Origin of the sequence: Bacillus sp. M6-12 (assembly GCF_002860285.1) — a bacterium.
In the GTDB taxonomy this organism is placed as follows: Bacteria; Bacillota; Bacilli; order Bacillales; family DSM-1321; genus Peribacillus.
Genome location: NZ_PGVF01000030.1, coordinates 12,430 through 26,750, shown reverse-complemented (window position 1 = coordinate 26,750; position 14,321 = coordinate 12,430). Strand labels below are relative to the sequence as shown.

The following is a 14,321-nucleotide window of genomic DNA, read 5'->3' as shown; positions in this document are numbered from 1 at the left end:
CTTCTGTTTTTGGATAGAAAATCTCAGAAACGGCAAGTAAACTGCTGATTCTGGACAGTAAGGTTGAAAAGGAAGCTTTAAAGTTGGTATTTTTCACTTCAGAAGATAGTAAATTTTAAGTTTTAAGGAATTTCAGTGAAATAATTTCATTTCAGCGAAAAAAGGAGCCTTGACCGGGCTCCTTTTTTCTACTTATCATGATTCAATGTGCAGGAATTTTGTAAAACAATTCTAATAAATGTTCTGACCTGGCTATTTATCAGACAATAAAACAAGGATGCTCTGAAGGCATCCTTGTGAGTTGTCTTATTTAAACACTATTTATAAATCATGGCTACCTGGATGCCCGTCTGAATGCTTCAGAAATTGCATCAGACAGGGCGACCAGCAAGAGATAGCAGATAAGTAAAAGAGTGATATCAGTATAATTGAAGAAACTCATGCTCAATTTAAATTGCTGTCCCAGACCGCCTGCACCGACAAAACCAACAATAATAGAAGTCCGCATGATCACTTCCCAGCGGTATAAGATATATGTCAGGAACTTTGGCATAACTGCCGGGATGACACCGTAAAACAGAATTTGGGCATTTGATGCTCCGCTTGATGCAAGGTTCCGTACTGGCTTCATATCGATATCTTCGATTATTTCAGCGAATAGCTTTCCGAGGATTCCGAAATTGTGAAGAGCAAGGGCGAGGGCTCCCGGAAGGATACCTGGCTTTAGGATGAAGACAATTACCATTGCCCAGACAAGCTCAGGAACGGCTCTTGAAAAAATATATAAACCCCTGACAATCCCAAATAATATCCAGCGGTACCAGCGCTTTGAAAGTGTTAAAGTTCCGTCAGCTACATTGCGCGCAGCAGGGATAACAGTTAGCAGGGCGGTCACCGTTGCAAAACCGGCTGCCATTACGCTCATTTGCAGCGTCTCATATGTCAGCTTTAAAGCGTTGATCCAGCTTTCTTTACTGGTGAAGGCAGGGTTTTCTTCGCCAATCCCAGCAAGTCCGCTAAGGAATTTCTTGGCGTACAAGTAATTTTTTTCGGTAAAGAGTCCAAAGAAACTGGCATTTTCAGCGAAGAAAATATATCCCCAGGAGGCAGCTAACAAGGCCAATACAGCAATAATCGAAAAGGTGACGAACGTAAAGGACCGTTTCTTTTCTGGATAAGACAGGGTCTTTTTCATAAAACCATCCGCTTTCTCAATAAATTACTCCAGGCATCAATCAGGACTACAAGTGCTATCAGGAAAAATAAAAATGTCCAAACTTCGTCATACTGCAAATCAGACAGTGACAGCTGGATTTGATAACCAAGCCCGCCGAGTCCGACAAAGCTCATAATAGCTGAAGAGCGGATAGAGCATTCGAACCGGTACATAACATAGCTGATGATATTGGCACGGACAAGAGGCAAATAGCCGTACAGCAGTGTTTGAAGCTTTGAGGCTCCAGCCGTTTCCAGCGCCTTTATTGGTTCTTCAGGGATATCATTCAGCATATCGGCAAAAATTTTACCCAGTATGCCTCCATACGGAATGCCAAGCGCAAAAACAGCTGCGTAGGGGGAGAGGCCAATCGCCGCAACAAACAGCCAGGCCCAGACCAGCTCATGAATCGCCCTTGTAAATGCGAGAACGCCACGAAAAAATCCTGATACTGCAAATTGGCTAAAGTGAGATCCAGCAAGAATTCCAGAGGCCATAATTCCGAAGAAAAAGGCTAAGATTATGGCGACTGACATCCCAGCCACTGCGTATACCAAGGTAATCCAGGAGGATTCAAGGGCCAGTATCAAAATGTCAGGAGAAATGTCGGGCGCAAGAAGCGCTTCAAATATCTGCCTTGTTGTTACGCCTCCGCCGGGGTGAAGCAGGTCAGCGTTCCACTTAACTGAGAAAAGGCTCCAAACGAAAATAAGCATTAAAAGCAGGGTCAACAGCGATTTTTTATAGTAACTAAGGAAAAATAATAGCTTATTCATCCTCTGCCTCTCCTTTTAATGTGTAAAGGCTGGCTAAATGTGTATCTGTAACCTGCTCTGTGGGAAGGTCAAAGAAAATTTCCCCGTCCCTTAAGGCAATTATCCGAGAAAAGTACTTTTTTGCATATTCGACTGAATGCAGGCTGACAATTAATGTTTGATCTTTGTTTTTCACTAGCTCTGTCATTAAGGATAAAATATCCTCTGCACGGGCCGGGTCGAGGGATGCAACAGGTTCATCGGCCAAAATCACTTCGGGATTTTGGACAAGTAAACGGGCTAAAGCTACTCGCTGCTGTTCGCCCCCAGATAGCCGGGACGTCCGCTCGTACATTTTATCCAGAAGCCCAACTTGATCAAGGGCGTTTGCTGCAGTTTCTTTTTCCATTGGAAACAGAAGGGAAACCAGCGATTTGAAAAATCCCCATTCTCCAAGCTTGCCAGCAAGCACGTTCTGAATGACAGGAAGAGCTGAAATCAAATCAAACTGCTGGCGGATAACACCTATTTTCCTTGAACGTATATTTCTTTTCTGGTAAGACGTGATAGGTTTTCTATCCAGCACATATTCTCCGCTATCAGCCGCAGTTATGCCAGCCAGGATGTTGAGAAGTGTAGACTTACCTGCTCCGCTAGGTCCGATCAATGCTATATGCTCACCTTTTTTGATAATAAAAGAAAGGGAAGATAAGGCTATCTTCCGCTCAAAATGCTTTGCTATTTTGTTCAATTCAATAATGGATTGAGACATTACAATTCACCTACTTGATAATCTTCAGTTCTTTTGCAACTTCCTCTATCGCTTTGTAATTACCATTATTTGTTTCGATGAAAGAATCGGAACCGAATAACGACATAATTTCCTCTTGCTCCCCGCTGATAGAAAGAAGCGATTCTTTTACTTTATCCTTTGCGTCTTTTCCAAATTCGCCAGTAACATCGTTAATTGTCCAATTGTAATCAAAATAAGCAGGTGTCGTATTGATTACTTTCACTTTATTTGTATCTACCAGCTTCTCGGCAATCGCACTTTTCCACACTTGCTCATTTAAAACACCTGATTGGAATGCCCCAGATTCAACTAGTTTATATGTTTTGTCATGTGATCCTGAATAGTTGGGCGCCCCATTTAAATCTTTATCCGGATTAATTCCTGCTTCCTCCATATAGTAACGAGGCATTAAATGACCGGATGTAGAGCTTTCACTTCCAAATGTAAAACTTTTTCCTTTAACATCTTCTAACTTCTTAATACCTGTTTCGCTGTTTGCAATAAATACAGAATGGAATTCTTTGTCCATTGGTCTTTGCGCAATAGCTTCTGCTTCTGGCACCAAGCTGCGTGCCTGGACGCCTGTCAGACCCCCAAACCAGGCAAGATGAATTTCTCCCCGTTCAAAGGCAGTAACCAAAGCGGCATAATCTACAGAAGGAACATATTCAACCTTAAATCCGGTTTCCTTGCTTAAATAGTCCGCAAGTTCGCCCATACTTCTGTTTAAATCTGCAGCGTTTTGGTCAGGAATTGCCCCTATTTTAAAAACGGCATCTGTTTGTTCGTTACCTTTATCACTCTTGGCATCCTGATCTTCTTCTTTTGTTCCACATCCTGCTGCAACGGCACTAAGCAAAACCAGGCCAAAGAGGATCGATAATAATTTTTTCATAGCATAAACCTTCCTTTTCAATTAAATGCTTATACGATTTTACACCTGTCCAAATATTTTTCAACATAAACGAAATGTAAAAAAATACTGCAAAATGTTACAAATTGAACTACCTTATTCTACTAGAAAACCATAAAAAAAGCGAAAGGGAGCGTTTGTTTTGATAAAGTTTTAGGGGAAAGAGGTTAATTAATAGATGCGAATGGTGAGAATGATCTATGATTAAGTAATAGAGCTTATATTTAATACATATCAAAATTCTTCAATAAGCTGGAAAGAGGGGAGAGTATTATGTGCGGACGCTATAATCTTTTTTCAGATTTAACACAACTTTATGAACGATTTGAGCTGGCTGAGCTTGTGGATGCCGAATTTACTGCCCGTTATAATATCGCTCCAAGCCAGGAAGTGATCGCTATTGTACGGGGTTCCAAAGGAAATAAAGGAGGATATTTAAAATGGGGGCTTGTCCCTTCCTGGGCAAACGATCCGAAAATCGGCTATAAAATGATTAACGCGAGGGCCGAAACCCTGGATGAGAAGGTGAGCTTTAAACGTCTTCTCTCCAAAAGGCGCTGCCTGATCCCGGCCGATGGATTTTATGAATGGAAGAAGGCTGAAAAGAATAAGCAGCCATTCCATATTAGGCTTAAAAGCGGGGAGCCGTTTGCCTTTGCGGGGCTGTGGGACAGCTGGCAAAGGGACGGGCAAACCCTCCACACCTGCACAATTATTACTACTGAGGCAAATGAATTAATGCAGGAAATTCATCACCGGATGCCTGTCATCCTGACAAAAGAAGCGGAAAAAGAATGGCTGAACCCGGAAAATACTGACGGTCGCTTATTAAAGCCGATTCTTTTGCCATTTGATTCGAACGCAATGGTGGCATATCCAGTTTCCACCCTTGTAAATAGCCCTAAAAATGAAGGGAAAGAAATTTTGAATTCACTTTAGTTCAGACTTCCTCTCATGACAGAAGGAGTATTAAGCACGGGGAAGGGAATTCCCTTTTTAGTCATTGTATTTTATAAAAACCGTACTTTTCCAGAGCCGCCAAGGATTTATCACTTAGCAGAAAGTTATAAAATAATTCAGCTTCTTTAGGATGGGAACTGTTTTTAATGATTCCCGCTGGATAAATAATAGGCGAGTGGCTATTTTTCTTAGCCGTTGCAGCAATCTCAACTTTATTTGATATTAAAGCATCTGTTTTGTATACAATTCCTGCATCAACATTTCCTGTTTCTGCATATGTAAGCACTTGGCGGACGTCTTTGGCATAAACGATTTTTCCTTCGAGATCTTGCCAGATTTGTAAGTTTTCCAATGTTTCCTTAGCGTAGGTTCCAGCTGGTACAGATTCTGGTGTACCTACCGAGATTTTTTCAGCTTTGGTAAGCTCCTCAAAGCTAGTAATTCCTTTATTCGAACCCTTTTGAGTAACCGCCACAAGCTCATTTCCAACAAGATCTGCTGCTTTTTTCTTTTCGATCAGACCGTCCTGCACCAGTTTATCAAACTTGTCTTCTGCAGCAGAGAAAAAAATATCGACTGGAGCTCCTTGGGAAATTTGCTGCTGCAGTGTCCCTGAAGCTCCAAAGTTAAAGTTTAGTTTGATAGCAGGATGTTCTTTCTCGAAATCTTTTTTTATATCTTGTAAGGCATTCTGCAGACTGGCGGCTGCTGAAATTGTCAATTCTGTATTCGTATTACTATCTTCCTTCGCCGAACAGCCGGACAGGACTAGCAAAAAAAGAATTAATGCCAGGATAAAACGTGATCCGACACTCATCATTTATCCTCCTTCTTGCTAAATATACAGTTTTACATAATTGTAATAACTAATAGCGAAAATGAATAGACGCTTTTAATTATGAGATAAGTATAACTGTTTAACAAGTACAGTTGTCTAGCTCCAGCGCCCAGCCCCGACGTACAGGACAAGGAACGCTACGGCAGCGATACATCGCACGAAACAAAGCGTCAGCTTTGTGAGGACGTGCTAGTGCCGACGTCGCCACAGGACGTGGCGGTTTAAGTCGGCCTCGAGGACATAAGCCAATCACTTCGGAAGGCAAAGAGCGCCTTCTGTCAGCGCTTGTCTCATTCTTGTCGGACTTGCACAGGACAAGGAACGCTCGGCAGCGACCCATCGCACGAAACAAAGCGGCAGCTTTGTGAGGATGTGCTGGCGTCGACGTTTGGCACAGGACGTGCCAGACTTTAGTCGACGTTCCTTGGGTCAGGGCGCTTCTGCTTTTCTTATTTCTCCTCTTTGCGATGCCTGGATACAAATTGGTTTCCTGTAATCCAGAAACGCCAGAGGTAGTCCCTGGCTTCTCCGGAATTGTCTATCCCGATCCGCTTTCCTTTCGTTATGCTGTCGGGAGCAGTACCCTCAGCAATAAAGAGAGGGGGCTGCCAAAGCGGATGCCCATAATCGTCCATCGAGATTCCGAGCGCCTTTGTCAGCTTGCCCGGACCATTGGCGATATTTTTTCCTAATGACCCGCATCTTCTTTCGCTCATTAATTCTGTGCCGTAAAACGGTTCAATTGCCCTGATTAGCACGGCCTCGGGATTTTCGGCCCCGCCGCTTACTACATTTACGAGGCAATGGGTATGCATGAGATATGTATAGACATAGCCAGAATCGGCGAACATAATTTCCGTTCTTTTCGTTCTTCTGTTCTCAAAGCTGTGTGCTGCCCTATCTCCGGGTCCAATATAGGCTTCCGTTTCTACGATATAACCTGCGGCAATCCCGTCCTCTGTTTCCTTTACAAGCAGGCAGCCAAGCAATTTCTTTGCCATCTCTAGAGTCGGCCTGTTAAAAAATTCTCTGGAAACTGGTGAAAAAGCGTGTGGTTTCTGCATCCTATATGCTCCTTTTTTTATGCTGTCTCCATTGTATACCCGTATGAGAGGATATCAAAATTGAGCTTGAATGCGGTATGCGAAAAAAACTCCTTTTGGAAAAAAAGGTATCCCGGTAACGTGAATATGCGGTTTAGTGAAACTGGTAACTTAGCATTTCACCATTCCATTAAATCCGGATAAATAATACTTCGTATTCAAATAATAAGGTTAAGGAGGTGACGTATGAAACATATCCTGTTTTTGTCTTTATTATGCTTTTCCCTGATTATTCCCGCAAAAGTATCCGCCCAGACCAATTGTATGATGCTCGAGGAGATATTTGAAACAAAGGTCGAAGAAGAGAAAGGCATTTGCAAAGTTGAAATTGTTAGAAAGAATCTTAATGTATCTCATATGGGGATAAAATTATCTCCTGAAACGATGGGTTTGCTTTTTCATTTAGGATTTGAAAATATAGATGGAAAAACAGCAGTAATGGGTGAAATGCCTTTAATGGAAGACGAAGTGAACGCTGTTGTGGACGAGTTAAGAAAAGGGAAGATAGAGGTTTCTGCGATACATAATCATATGATCAATGAGGAACCGCGTGTCCTTTATCTGCACTTTCAGGGAATGGGAGATTTGCGCCAGCAAGCAGGCATCATTAAGCGGGCTATAGCAGCGACCGGCCACAAATTTAATTAATGCACATAAAACGGCAGTTCATCCTACTGTCGTTTTGTATTTTTGCCGTATAATGGATACCATACTGAACATGGAAACGGATGGGATACTATGGATAAAAAAATTGGCTTTATCGGCTTCGGAAAGATGGGGCAGGCGATTCTAGCCGGAATCCTTAAATCTGGAATAGCAGCCCCGCAGCAAGTCAAATTGAGTGCTGCAACGGACGAAACCCTTGCAAAAGCAAAAGATACATTTGGGATAATAGGAACGAAAAATAATAGAGAGATTGCTGAATTTGCCGATGTGCTTTTTTTAGCAGTGAAACCCGGCCTTTATAAAAAAGTGATCACAGAGATAAAAGAAGCTGTTCATTCAGAAGCTATTATTGTAATGATTGCCGCTGGAATAACCCTAGCTGATATAGAAGACGGATTCGGCAGGAAAGTAAAGGCAGTCCGGACTATGCCAAATACGCCTTCCCTCGTTGGAGAAGGAATGACCGCACTATGTGCAAATGAATCGGTAACAATGGATGATTTAGAGGCAGTCGTAGAAATTTTGGGCAGCATAGGGAAAACAGAGATAGTGGCGGAGGAGCTAATGGATGCAATTCCTGCAATCAGCGGATCCTCTCCAGCCTATGCGTTTATGTTTATTGAAGCATTGGCAGATGGCGGTGTCCGGCAGGGGATTCCGCGAGACCAGGCATACAGGCTTGCGGCACAGGCTGTTTTGGGAGCGGCAAAAATGGTATTGGAAACCGGAAGGCATCCCGGTTCCCTGAAAGATGATGTTTGTACGCCCGGAGGAGCAACCATTGAAGCTGTTGCTGATCTTGAAAGCAGCGGATTCAGAGGAGCCATCCTTTCGGCGATGGAAAGCTGTACAAAAAAAATCAAACAGTTAGCCGGGGGAAAATAGATTGGCTGGCGATGTTTTTAGCCAATTTCAGCCGTAAGGCAAATCCAATTCAAACAAATAGCCAGAGGCACTCGGCCCCTGGCTTTAATAATAAATATGATAGTATAACTTTTTTAACAAGTACTTATGTCTAGCTGCAGCGCCCAGCCCCGACGTACAGGACAAGGAACACTACGGCAGCGATACATCGCACGAAATAAAGCGGCCAGCTTTGTGAGGATGTGCTGGAGTCGACGTTTGGCACAGGACGTGCAAGACTTTAGTTGACGTTCCTTGGGTCAGGGCGTTTCCGCTTTTCTTTATGCATTTACACTATCGTTTTCCAAAGCTTCTTCGACCGGTACATAAGTGAATCCGAGATCGTGCGCTACTGCTTTAAACGTAATCTCGCCGTTTGCCACGTTAACACCTTTTGCAAGAGCTGCATTTTCGCGGATAGCTGTAACTGCACCTTTATTAGCAATTTCCAGCGCATACGGAACTGTCACATTAGTAAGTGCGATTGTGGAAGTCTGCGGAACAGCTCCAGGCATATTCGCAACTGCGTAATGTACTACGCCATGTTTTACATATGTTGGGTTGTCATGTGTTGTTATGTGGTCAACCGTTTCAAAAATACCGCCTTGGTCAATTGCAACGTCAACAATAACTGACCCCGGAGACATAGATTTAACCATTTCCTCCGTAACAAGCTTCGGAGCTTTTGCACCTGGAATCAGAACTGCACCGATAACAAGATCAGATTCAGCAACTGCCTGAGCTACATTGAATGGATTAGAAATCAATGTAGTAATCTGGTTGCCAAAAATATCATCCAGCTGGCGAAGGCGATCAGGATTCAAGTCAATTAGAGTAACATCTGCGCCAAGGCCAACAGCCAATTTTGCAGCATTTGTTCCTACTACTCCACCGCCGATAATTGTCACTTTTCCGCGCTTTACCCCTGGAACGCCGCTTAGCAGAATACCTTTTCCGCCTTTAGGCTTTTCAAGGAATTGTGCGCCGATTTGAGCTGCCATACGGCCGGCTACTTCACTCATTGGTGTTAATAGCGGGAGGGTATTGTTAACTGAAACCGTTTCATAAGCGATAGCTAAGACAGAGCTGTCTTTTAAGGCTTGAGCAAGTTCAGGCTCTGCAGCAAGGTGAAGATAAGTAAACAGTATTAGACCTTTACGGAAATAACCATATTCGCTTGGCAGCGGCTCTTTTACCTTCATGATCATTTCAGCCGTTTCCCAAACATCCTTTGCTGTTTCAACGATGACAGCACCTGCAGCCATATAAGCATCATTTGTGAAGCCGCTTCCCATGCCTGCATCTTTTTCAATATAAACTTCATGCTTTGAAGCTAAGGCAACCACACCAGCAGGAGTGATCGCGACACGATTTTCATTGTTCTTAATCTCTTTAGGAATACCAATACGCATATACATATACCTCCAAAAATTAAAAATCCCCTTGTACGAAAAGTATACGGTGAAATGCTAAAGGTTTGTTTGTGCAATGTTGAGAATATAAAAGGGAGGCTTTGTGGAATTCCACAAAGCCTCCTGAAATAGCCTATATACCGGAAAGGTAACGCAAGCTTTTCCTTTTCTTTTGGCATAATCAATCTCTTTTTTTGTACTTTCGCCAATGTAGCCATGAGCATCGATAAACGAATATTTCATCTTACATATCAATTTATCGATAGATGCATTTCTCCAAACATTTCTTCTTGTTCCTTTGTAATCTCTATACCTTTTTAAAAGAATCTAACGCTTATTATAATATAGCCTTGTAATGTTAGACCGGCTTCGGTTTGCCTGAACCGCACAAAGTTATGACTTTCATGATTTTTCCTCAAGTTCTTTTAAACGATCAAGGATTCGCCGCTTTCTGTATAGCATTGTGCCTGTTTCTGCAATATCATGGACCATTGACCGATTGGTGAGTGCTCCGAACACCATTCCAGCTACCGGGACCATCTGAAGCAGCTTTTTCCAGCCGAATTGATCACGATAAGTGTAGACCACTTCCCGCCATCCCTGAAGCTGGGACATCATTTCCTTTGGCCTGCTGCCATTTGTATTATAGAAGGACAATTCATTTAAAATTGCTTCCTTGCCGACAATATCAGCAGAAGTAAATTGGAGGCATTTGACTATAAACATTCGCTCTGCCCGATCATTTGGATCATAACCGTGGATAATGGCAATTTCCTGCAAGGTTTTTAAAGATAAACCAAGCAGCACCGGGATGTCCAAAGCCAAGGTGAATAGCCCGCCTAAACCTGTTGCCGCACCTTGTACAGTAGCAGCCTTGCCGCGGTTTTTTCTGATACCCTCGCTGACGGCAGCCATGACCGCCAGCGGAACTTGTTGAACGTCAGATATTTGCATAATCTGCCTCTCCGGCGATTGCTGCTGAATTTTTTCCAGCACATTTTTTTCGTTGGTTAAATACTGGCCGCCATTTTGGATAAAGCTTCCCAATTCATCAAGCATAGCCCCTATTTTATTTTGGATAAAGGCAGGGGTCAGCTTATCAAGTATTTTAAAAGGGAGGCGGCCGAGCCGCTCCCAGAACCATAACCCTTTCTGATCGCCTTCCCACTTTTCAATAAAAGATAGTTCCTGCTGAAGCAGCTCTTTCGGCTCTAATGACATGAATAGTAGATCTCCTTTTTTTAAAAGTGCCGTAAAATGATCTCGCGTAACGGTATTTTCAGTGAAATTAATGCTACTCTCTAAGGCAGTACAGCCTATAAAGAGTTATTCCCGTGAAAATCGAGGGAAATTCCTTAATAACTGCAGCTAATTCCGTGAAATTATTTCATTGAAAAGGCAGGATAATTCCGGAGAACAGTCATTCTGCTGAAAAAAAATATTTCGGAATACTGTAAATTGACCGGATTCTCCACTGTTTCCGCCATATCCGTTTATCAGCATTAATACGGTTCAAGGCTTTTTTTCGCTTCAGCAGCTTGGTATGCCAGCAGTTTTAGATGAAGAAAAAGGGCCATTTTTTGCAATGGATCTTTGAGGTTAATGCTGCCTATTTCGGTAATCCGTTTTAGACGGTAGTTTAATGTGTTAACGTGAACATGCAGACTCTTAGCTGCTTCGTTTGGATTGCTGTCTTTATGTAAAAAAACTGTCAGTGTTTTCATTAAGTCGGTTTGATGTTTTGCATCATATGCTTTTAGTTTGTTAATAGCTGCGGTTTCTGCTTGCATTGGTTTTGGGGTGTTTGCAAGCAAGTTAAGATATTGATATACCCCAAGCTCTTCAAATAGATAGATCCCATCTGTTTCCCTCTTGAAAATATCCCTGATTTTTAAGACATATTGCGCTTCCTGGTAGCTTTGAACTCCATTAAGGAGCCTGTTGTATATTTGTCCGGAAGCTCCCTGGATATCTTCTACTCCGAACCGCTGCTTCATTTGCATCGCAAAATGAGGAATAAACTCTTTAACAACGGAGCGGAACAGCTCTTCATCCTTTTCCCCGGCAAGTAAAATAAGCCTGTTTTGATCAATCGTGAAAAAGGGGACCTTTACCTTTTGGGTAATCGTCAGCATATAAGAAATATTTTGTTCAACCTCACTGGTTATTTCATGAGGAAATCTAAACACTAATATGGAAAAAAAGTCAGGAAGCTGGAAGGGAAAACGGGCGAGCCGCTCCTCAAGGTCGCTTTCTGTTTGGTAGTGGCCTGTAAGAAGCTGCCATAAGAATTCCTGATAGCTTTCTTCTTTTTTCTTTTTTCTTATCTGATGCTGTAATAGCTGGTTCTTTGCTTCCTTTGCGGCAAGATGCAGAAACTCCATGTCTTCGTCCGAAAAGGGCTTATCAACCTCAAGTGCCCATATAAATCCGAGTACTTGATTGTTTTTTCTGATCGAAACGGCTGCCCGGTTTCCAAGGCCAACTTCAGAAATTGATTCAACTCTGATAGGAGCATCTTCACGGAGCAGGGCAGGCAGAATTCCTTCCTTCCAAAGGCTATTAATTACCTTCTCCGGAACTCGTCTTCCAATGATGGTGGAAATTCTGGCTTTATCAGTTGCATCTCCATGCATGCTATAGGCAAGCAGCCTGTGGCTGCCATCTTCAATAGTGATCGGACACCCAAGGACATTGCTGATAAGATCAGCAAATTCCTCCAGATCGCCAAATACTCCCTTAAACAAATCTTTTCTCTTTTCAGGCATATGCATCGTAGATGACCCCTTATAATCTTGTAAACCCTTACCTAGATATTAATATAATTTTTAAAAAATAGCATGGAAATATTCAGTTCGAAAGAATAAATAGGAGGTCCGCAATTGAGTTTTGGGATAAATATGGAGGAAATGATTACGATATGGAAAGAAAAATTTAATTGGCCATTTCCTTGGATTTCAATTGAATGTGACCTTCTCCCCAATTGCACATGGCATCCAAAATGGGGCGCAGAGACCAGCCGTACTCGGTTAGAGAGTAAATAACTTTAGGCGGAACTTGGTCGAAAACTGTCCGGTTTACTACGCCATCGGCTTCCAGTTCCCGAAGCTGCTGGGTCAGCATTTTTTGGGTGATTCCAGGCATTAATTTTTTTAATTCACTTGTTCTTTTCTCACCTTTGATCAAGTGGCACATAATAACAACTTTCCACTTTCCGCCGATTACATCCAGCGTTGCTTCTACCGGGATATTATAGCCCACGTAGGTTCCTCCTCTATTTTATAGGCACTTAAAGGTACCTGCATTACTTAAAAGTGCGTGCTTCTCAATTAACTGTGCAGGAATCATAATAACATACACAAGCAGAATAATATAGGCCGAAAATGACCATAGGTACTTAAAAGTGCCTACAGTACTTTAAAGTGCGTACTATTAATTTTGTTTGTGATATCACATAATTGCTTAAGGTCAGGGTGATATAAATTTGAAAGGCGCCTGTTCACTCTGCTTTATGGTTGCACACTTAATAAAACAAGGAGGATTCTTTTATGAATTCAACTGCTATAAATATTGACGAAAGAAAGGGTGGTAATGCTGCGTTAATTGCTCTGGCAATTAGTGCATTTGGAATTGGTACAACTGAATTTGTTCCTGTTGGCCTGCTAACATCATTAGCAAATGATTTAAATATATCGATCACACTAGCCGGATTATTAATATCAGGTTATGCCATGGGAGTTGCCATTGGGGCTCCCATTCTTACCGCGCTGACAAATAAAATGAGCAGAAAAACGTTATTAATGGTATTGATGCTGGTGTTTATTGCCGGTAATTCGATCGCAGCATTATCTTCAAGTTTTGCATTATTACTCACGGCGAGATTCATCACGGCGTTCTCCCATGGAGTATTCTTCTCAATAGGCTCAACCATTGCCGCTGATTTAGTTCCTGAACATAAACGGGCCAGCGCGATTGCATTTATGTTCACCGGGTTAACTGTTGCTACTGTAACAGGTGTTCCGCTCGGGACTTTTATTGGACAGGCTTTTGGCTGGAGAGCAACGTTTGCTGCTGTTGCATTATTGGGTTTAATAGCTATCATTTCCAGTGCCCTTCTGGTCCCTAAAAATCTTAAACAAGAATCGGCATCAAAGCTAGTTGATAACTTTAAAATTTTAACTAACGGTCCAATCCTTTTAGCATTGGCGATTACAGCATTGGGATATGGAGGTACTTTTGTAGCTTTTACTTTTCTTTCGCCGATTTTAGAAGATATTACAGGTTTCAAACCTGGTGCTATAAGCATTATTCTGCTTGTGTATGGAGTTGCTGTAGCCATTGGAAACACAATCGGAGGGAAAGCAGCGAATCGAAATCCCCTAAAAGCTTTGCTTTGGATGTTTATGATACAGGCAGCAGTGCTTGTAATTCTGACGTTTACAGCACCATATAAAACACCCGGAATTATTACGATCTTTTTCTTAGGCTTATTTGCTTTCATGAACGTACCAGGTTTACAAATTTATATCGTTCAGTTAGCAGAAAAATATGTACCTTCAGCAGTCAATGTTGCTTCAGCACTAAATATAGCTGCTTTTAATGTCGGAATCGCCATTGGGGCTTTTCTCGGAGGCCTTATCGTTGATTCAATTGGTTTAATACACACACCCTGGATCGGCGGTGTGATGGTTTTCGGGGCTGTCCTGCTTACATTTTGGAGTTCTGCAATAGAAAAGGGTAAAATGGTAGAGTAATTTTTCAC

General features: G+C 42.2%; 14 protein-coding genes. 4 read left to right on the top strand and 10 right to left on the bottom strand.

The window, feature by feature from the left end; translation table 11 throughout:
• Positions 1-334: 334 nt before the first annotated feature.
• The 4 genes from CVD28_RS25110 to CVD28_RS25095 are packed head-to-tail and all read right to left on the bottom strand — an operon-like array spanning position 335 to position 3,659.
• A complete protein-coding gene (locus CVD28_RS25110; RefSeq protein ID WP_101597409.1) occupies positions 335-1,195 on the bottom strand; it encodes a PhnE/PtxC family ABC transporter permease in 861 nt (286 codons plus the stop codon).
• Positions 1,192-1,992 carry a PhnE/PtxC family ABC transporter permease gene (locus CVD28_RS25105; RefSeq protein ID WP_101597408.1) on the bottom strand — a complete coding sequence of 267 codons (801 nt, stop codon included), beginning with the start codon at positions 1,990-1,992 and terminating at the stop codon, positions 1,192-1,194. The genes CVD28_RS25110 and CVD28_RS25105 overlap by 4 nt, the downstream gene beginning before the upstream one ends.
• Entirely contained in the window at positions 1,985-2,743 is a 759-nt protein-coding gene (locus CVD28_RS25100; RefSeq protein ID WP_101597407.1) for a phosphonate ABC transporter ATP-binding protein, read from the bottom strand. The genes CVD28_RS25105 and CVD28_RS25100 overlap by 8 nt, the downstream gene beginning before the upstream one ends.
• A 10-nt stretch (positions 2,744-2,753) precedes the next feature.
• Positions 2,754-3,659: a putative selenate ABC transporter substrate-binding protein gene (locus CVD28_RS25095; RefSeq protein ID WP_101597406.1), complete on the bottom strand. Its 906-nt coding sequence runs from the start codon at positions 3,657-3,659 to the stop codon at positions 2,754-2,756.
• 291 nt (positions 3,660-3,950) lie between these two features.
• Between CVD28_RS25095 and CVD28_RS25090 the strand changes: the two genes are divergently transcribed.
• Positions 3,951-4,616, top strand: coding sequence for an SOS response-associated peptidase (locus CVD28_RS25090; RefSeq protein ID WP_101597405.1), 666 nt, complete (start codon positions 3,951-3,953; stop codon positions 4,614-4,616).
• A gap of 61 nt (positions 4,617-4,677) precedes the next feature.
• Here the strand turns inward: CVD28_RS25090 and modA are convergent, their stop codons facing one another.
• On the bottom strand, positions 4,678-5,454 hold the full coding sequence (gene modA, locus CVD28_RS25085) for a molybdate ABC transporter substrate-binding protein (protein WP_101597404.1): 777 nt from the start codon (positions 5,452-5,454) through the stop codon (positions 4,678-4,680).
• A 470-nt stretch (positions 5,455-5,924) separates the two neighbouring features.
• Positions 5,925-6,539, bottom strand: coding sequence for a DNA-3-methyladenine glycosylase (locus CVD28_RS25080; RefSeq protein ID WP_101597403.1), 615 nt, complete (start codon positions 6,537-6,539; stop codon positions 5,925-5,927).
• 225 nt (positions 6,540-6,764) lie between these two features.
• Between CVD28_RS25080 and CVD28_RS25075 the strand changes: the two genes are divergently transcribed.
• Both CVD28_RS25075 and proC read left to right on the top strand, forming a co-directional pair.
• Positions 6,765-7,226, top strand: coding sequence for a DUF1259 domain-containing protein (locus CVD28_RS25075; RefSeq protein ID WP_101597402.1), 462 nt, complete (start codon positions 6,765-6,767; stop codon positions 7,224-7,226).
• Between the two features lie 90 nt (positions 7,227-7,316).
• Positions 7,317-8,129, top strand: a complete 813-nt coding sequence (gene proC / locus CVD28_RS25070) for a pyrroline-5-carboxylate reductase (protein ID WP_101597401.1) — start codon at positions 7,317-7,319, stop codon at positions 8,127-8,129.
• A gap of 299 nt (positions 8,130-8,428) precedes the next feature.
• Here the strand turns inward: proC and ald are convergent, their stop codons facing one another.
• From ald to CVD28_RS25045, 4 genes are all read right to left on the bottom strand, one after another.
• Positions 8,429-9,559, bottom strand: a complete 1,131-nt coding sequence (gene ald, locus CVD28_RS25065) for an alanine dehydrogenase (protein ID WP_101597400.1) — start codon at positions 9,557-9,559, stop codon at positions 8,429-8,431.
• Positions 9,560-9,961: 402 nt separating this feature from the next.
• Positions 9,962-10,780, bottom strand: a complete 819-nt coding sequence (locus CVD28_RS25055; protein WP_101597398.1) for an EcsC family protein — start codon at positions 10,778-10,780, stop codon at positions 9,962-9,964.
• 281 nt (positions 10,781-11,061) lie between these two features.
• Positions 11,062-12,327: a helix-turn-helix domain-containing protein gene (locus tag CVD28_RS25050; protein WP_101597425.1), complete on the bottom strand. Its 1,266-nt coding sequence runs from the start codon at positions 12,325-12,327 to the stop codon at positions 11,062-11,064.
• Between the two features lie 166 nt (positions 12,328-12,493).
• Complete coding sequence (locus CVD28_RS25045; RefSeq protein WP_101597397.1) at positions 12,494-12,820, bottom strand: winged helix-turn-helix transcriptional regulator; 327 nt, start codon at positions 12,818-12,820, stop codon at positions 12,494-12,496.
• Positions 12,821-13,107: 287 nt separating this feature from the next.
• Here CVD28_RS25045 and CVD28_RS25040 point away from each other — a divergent pair, with 287 nt between their 5' ends.
• Complete coding sequence (locus CVD28_RS25040) at positions 13,108-14,313, top strand: MFS transporter (protein WP_101597396.1); 1,206 nt, start codon at positions 13,108-13,110, stop codon at positions 14,311-14,313.
• Positions 14,314-14,321: the final 8 nt, after the last annotated feature.

Bases quoted from the DNA above. Each gene is read 5' to 3' on its own strand.
- CVD28_RS25110 (WP_101597409.1), bottom strand. From the start codon at position 1,195: ATGAAAAAGACCCTGTCTTATCCAGAAAAGAAACGGTCCTTTACGTTC.
- CVD28_RS25105 (WP_101597408.1), bottom strand. From the start codon at position 1,992: ATGAATAAGCTATTATTTTTCCTTAGTTACTATAAAAAATCGCTGTTG.
- CVD28_RS25100 (WP_101597407.1), bottom strand. From the start codon at position 2,743: ATGTCTCAATCCATTATTGAATTGAACAAAATAGCAAAGCATTTTGAG.
- CVD28_RS25095 (WP_101597406.1), bottom strand. From the start codon at position 3,659: ATGAAAAAATTATTATCGATCCTCTTTGGCCTGGTTTTGCTTAGTGCC.
- CVD28_RS25090 (WP_101597405.1), top strand. From the start codon at position 3,951: ATGTGCGGACGCTATAATCTTTTTTCAGATTTAACACAACTTTATGAA.
- modA (WP_101597404.1), bottom strand. From the start codon at position 5,454: ATGAGTGTCGGATCACGTTTTATCCTGGCATTAATTCTTTTTTTGCTA.
- CVD28_RS25080 (WP_101597403.1), bottom strand. From the start codon at position 6,539: ATGCAGAAACCACACGCTTTTTCACCAGTTTCCAGAGAATTTTTTAAC.
- CVD28_RS25075 (WP_101597402.1), top strand. From the start codon at position 6,765: ATGAAACATATCCTGTTTTTGTCTTTATTATGCTTTTCCCTGATTATT.
- proC (WP_101597401.1), top strand. From the start codon at position 7,317: ATGGATAAAAAAATTGGCTTTATCGGCTTCGGAAAGATGGGGCAGGCG.
- ald (WP_101597400.1), bottom strand. From the start codon at position 9,559: ATGCGTATTGGTATTCCTAAAGAGATTAAGAACAATGAAAATCGTGTC.
- CVD28_RS25055 (WP_101597398.1), bottom strand. From the start codon at position 10,780: ATGTCATTAGAGCCGAAAGAGCTGCTTCAGCAGGAACTATCTTTTATT.
- CVD28_RS25050 (WP_101597425.1), bottom strand. From the start codon at position 12,327: ATGCCTGAAAAGAGAAAAGATTTGTTTAAGGGAGTATTTGGCGATCTG.
- CVD28_RS25040 (WP_101597396.1), top strand. From the start codon at position 13,108: ATGAATTCAACTGCTATAAATATTGACGAAAGAAAGGGTGGTAATGCT.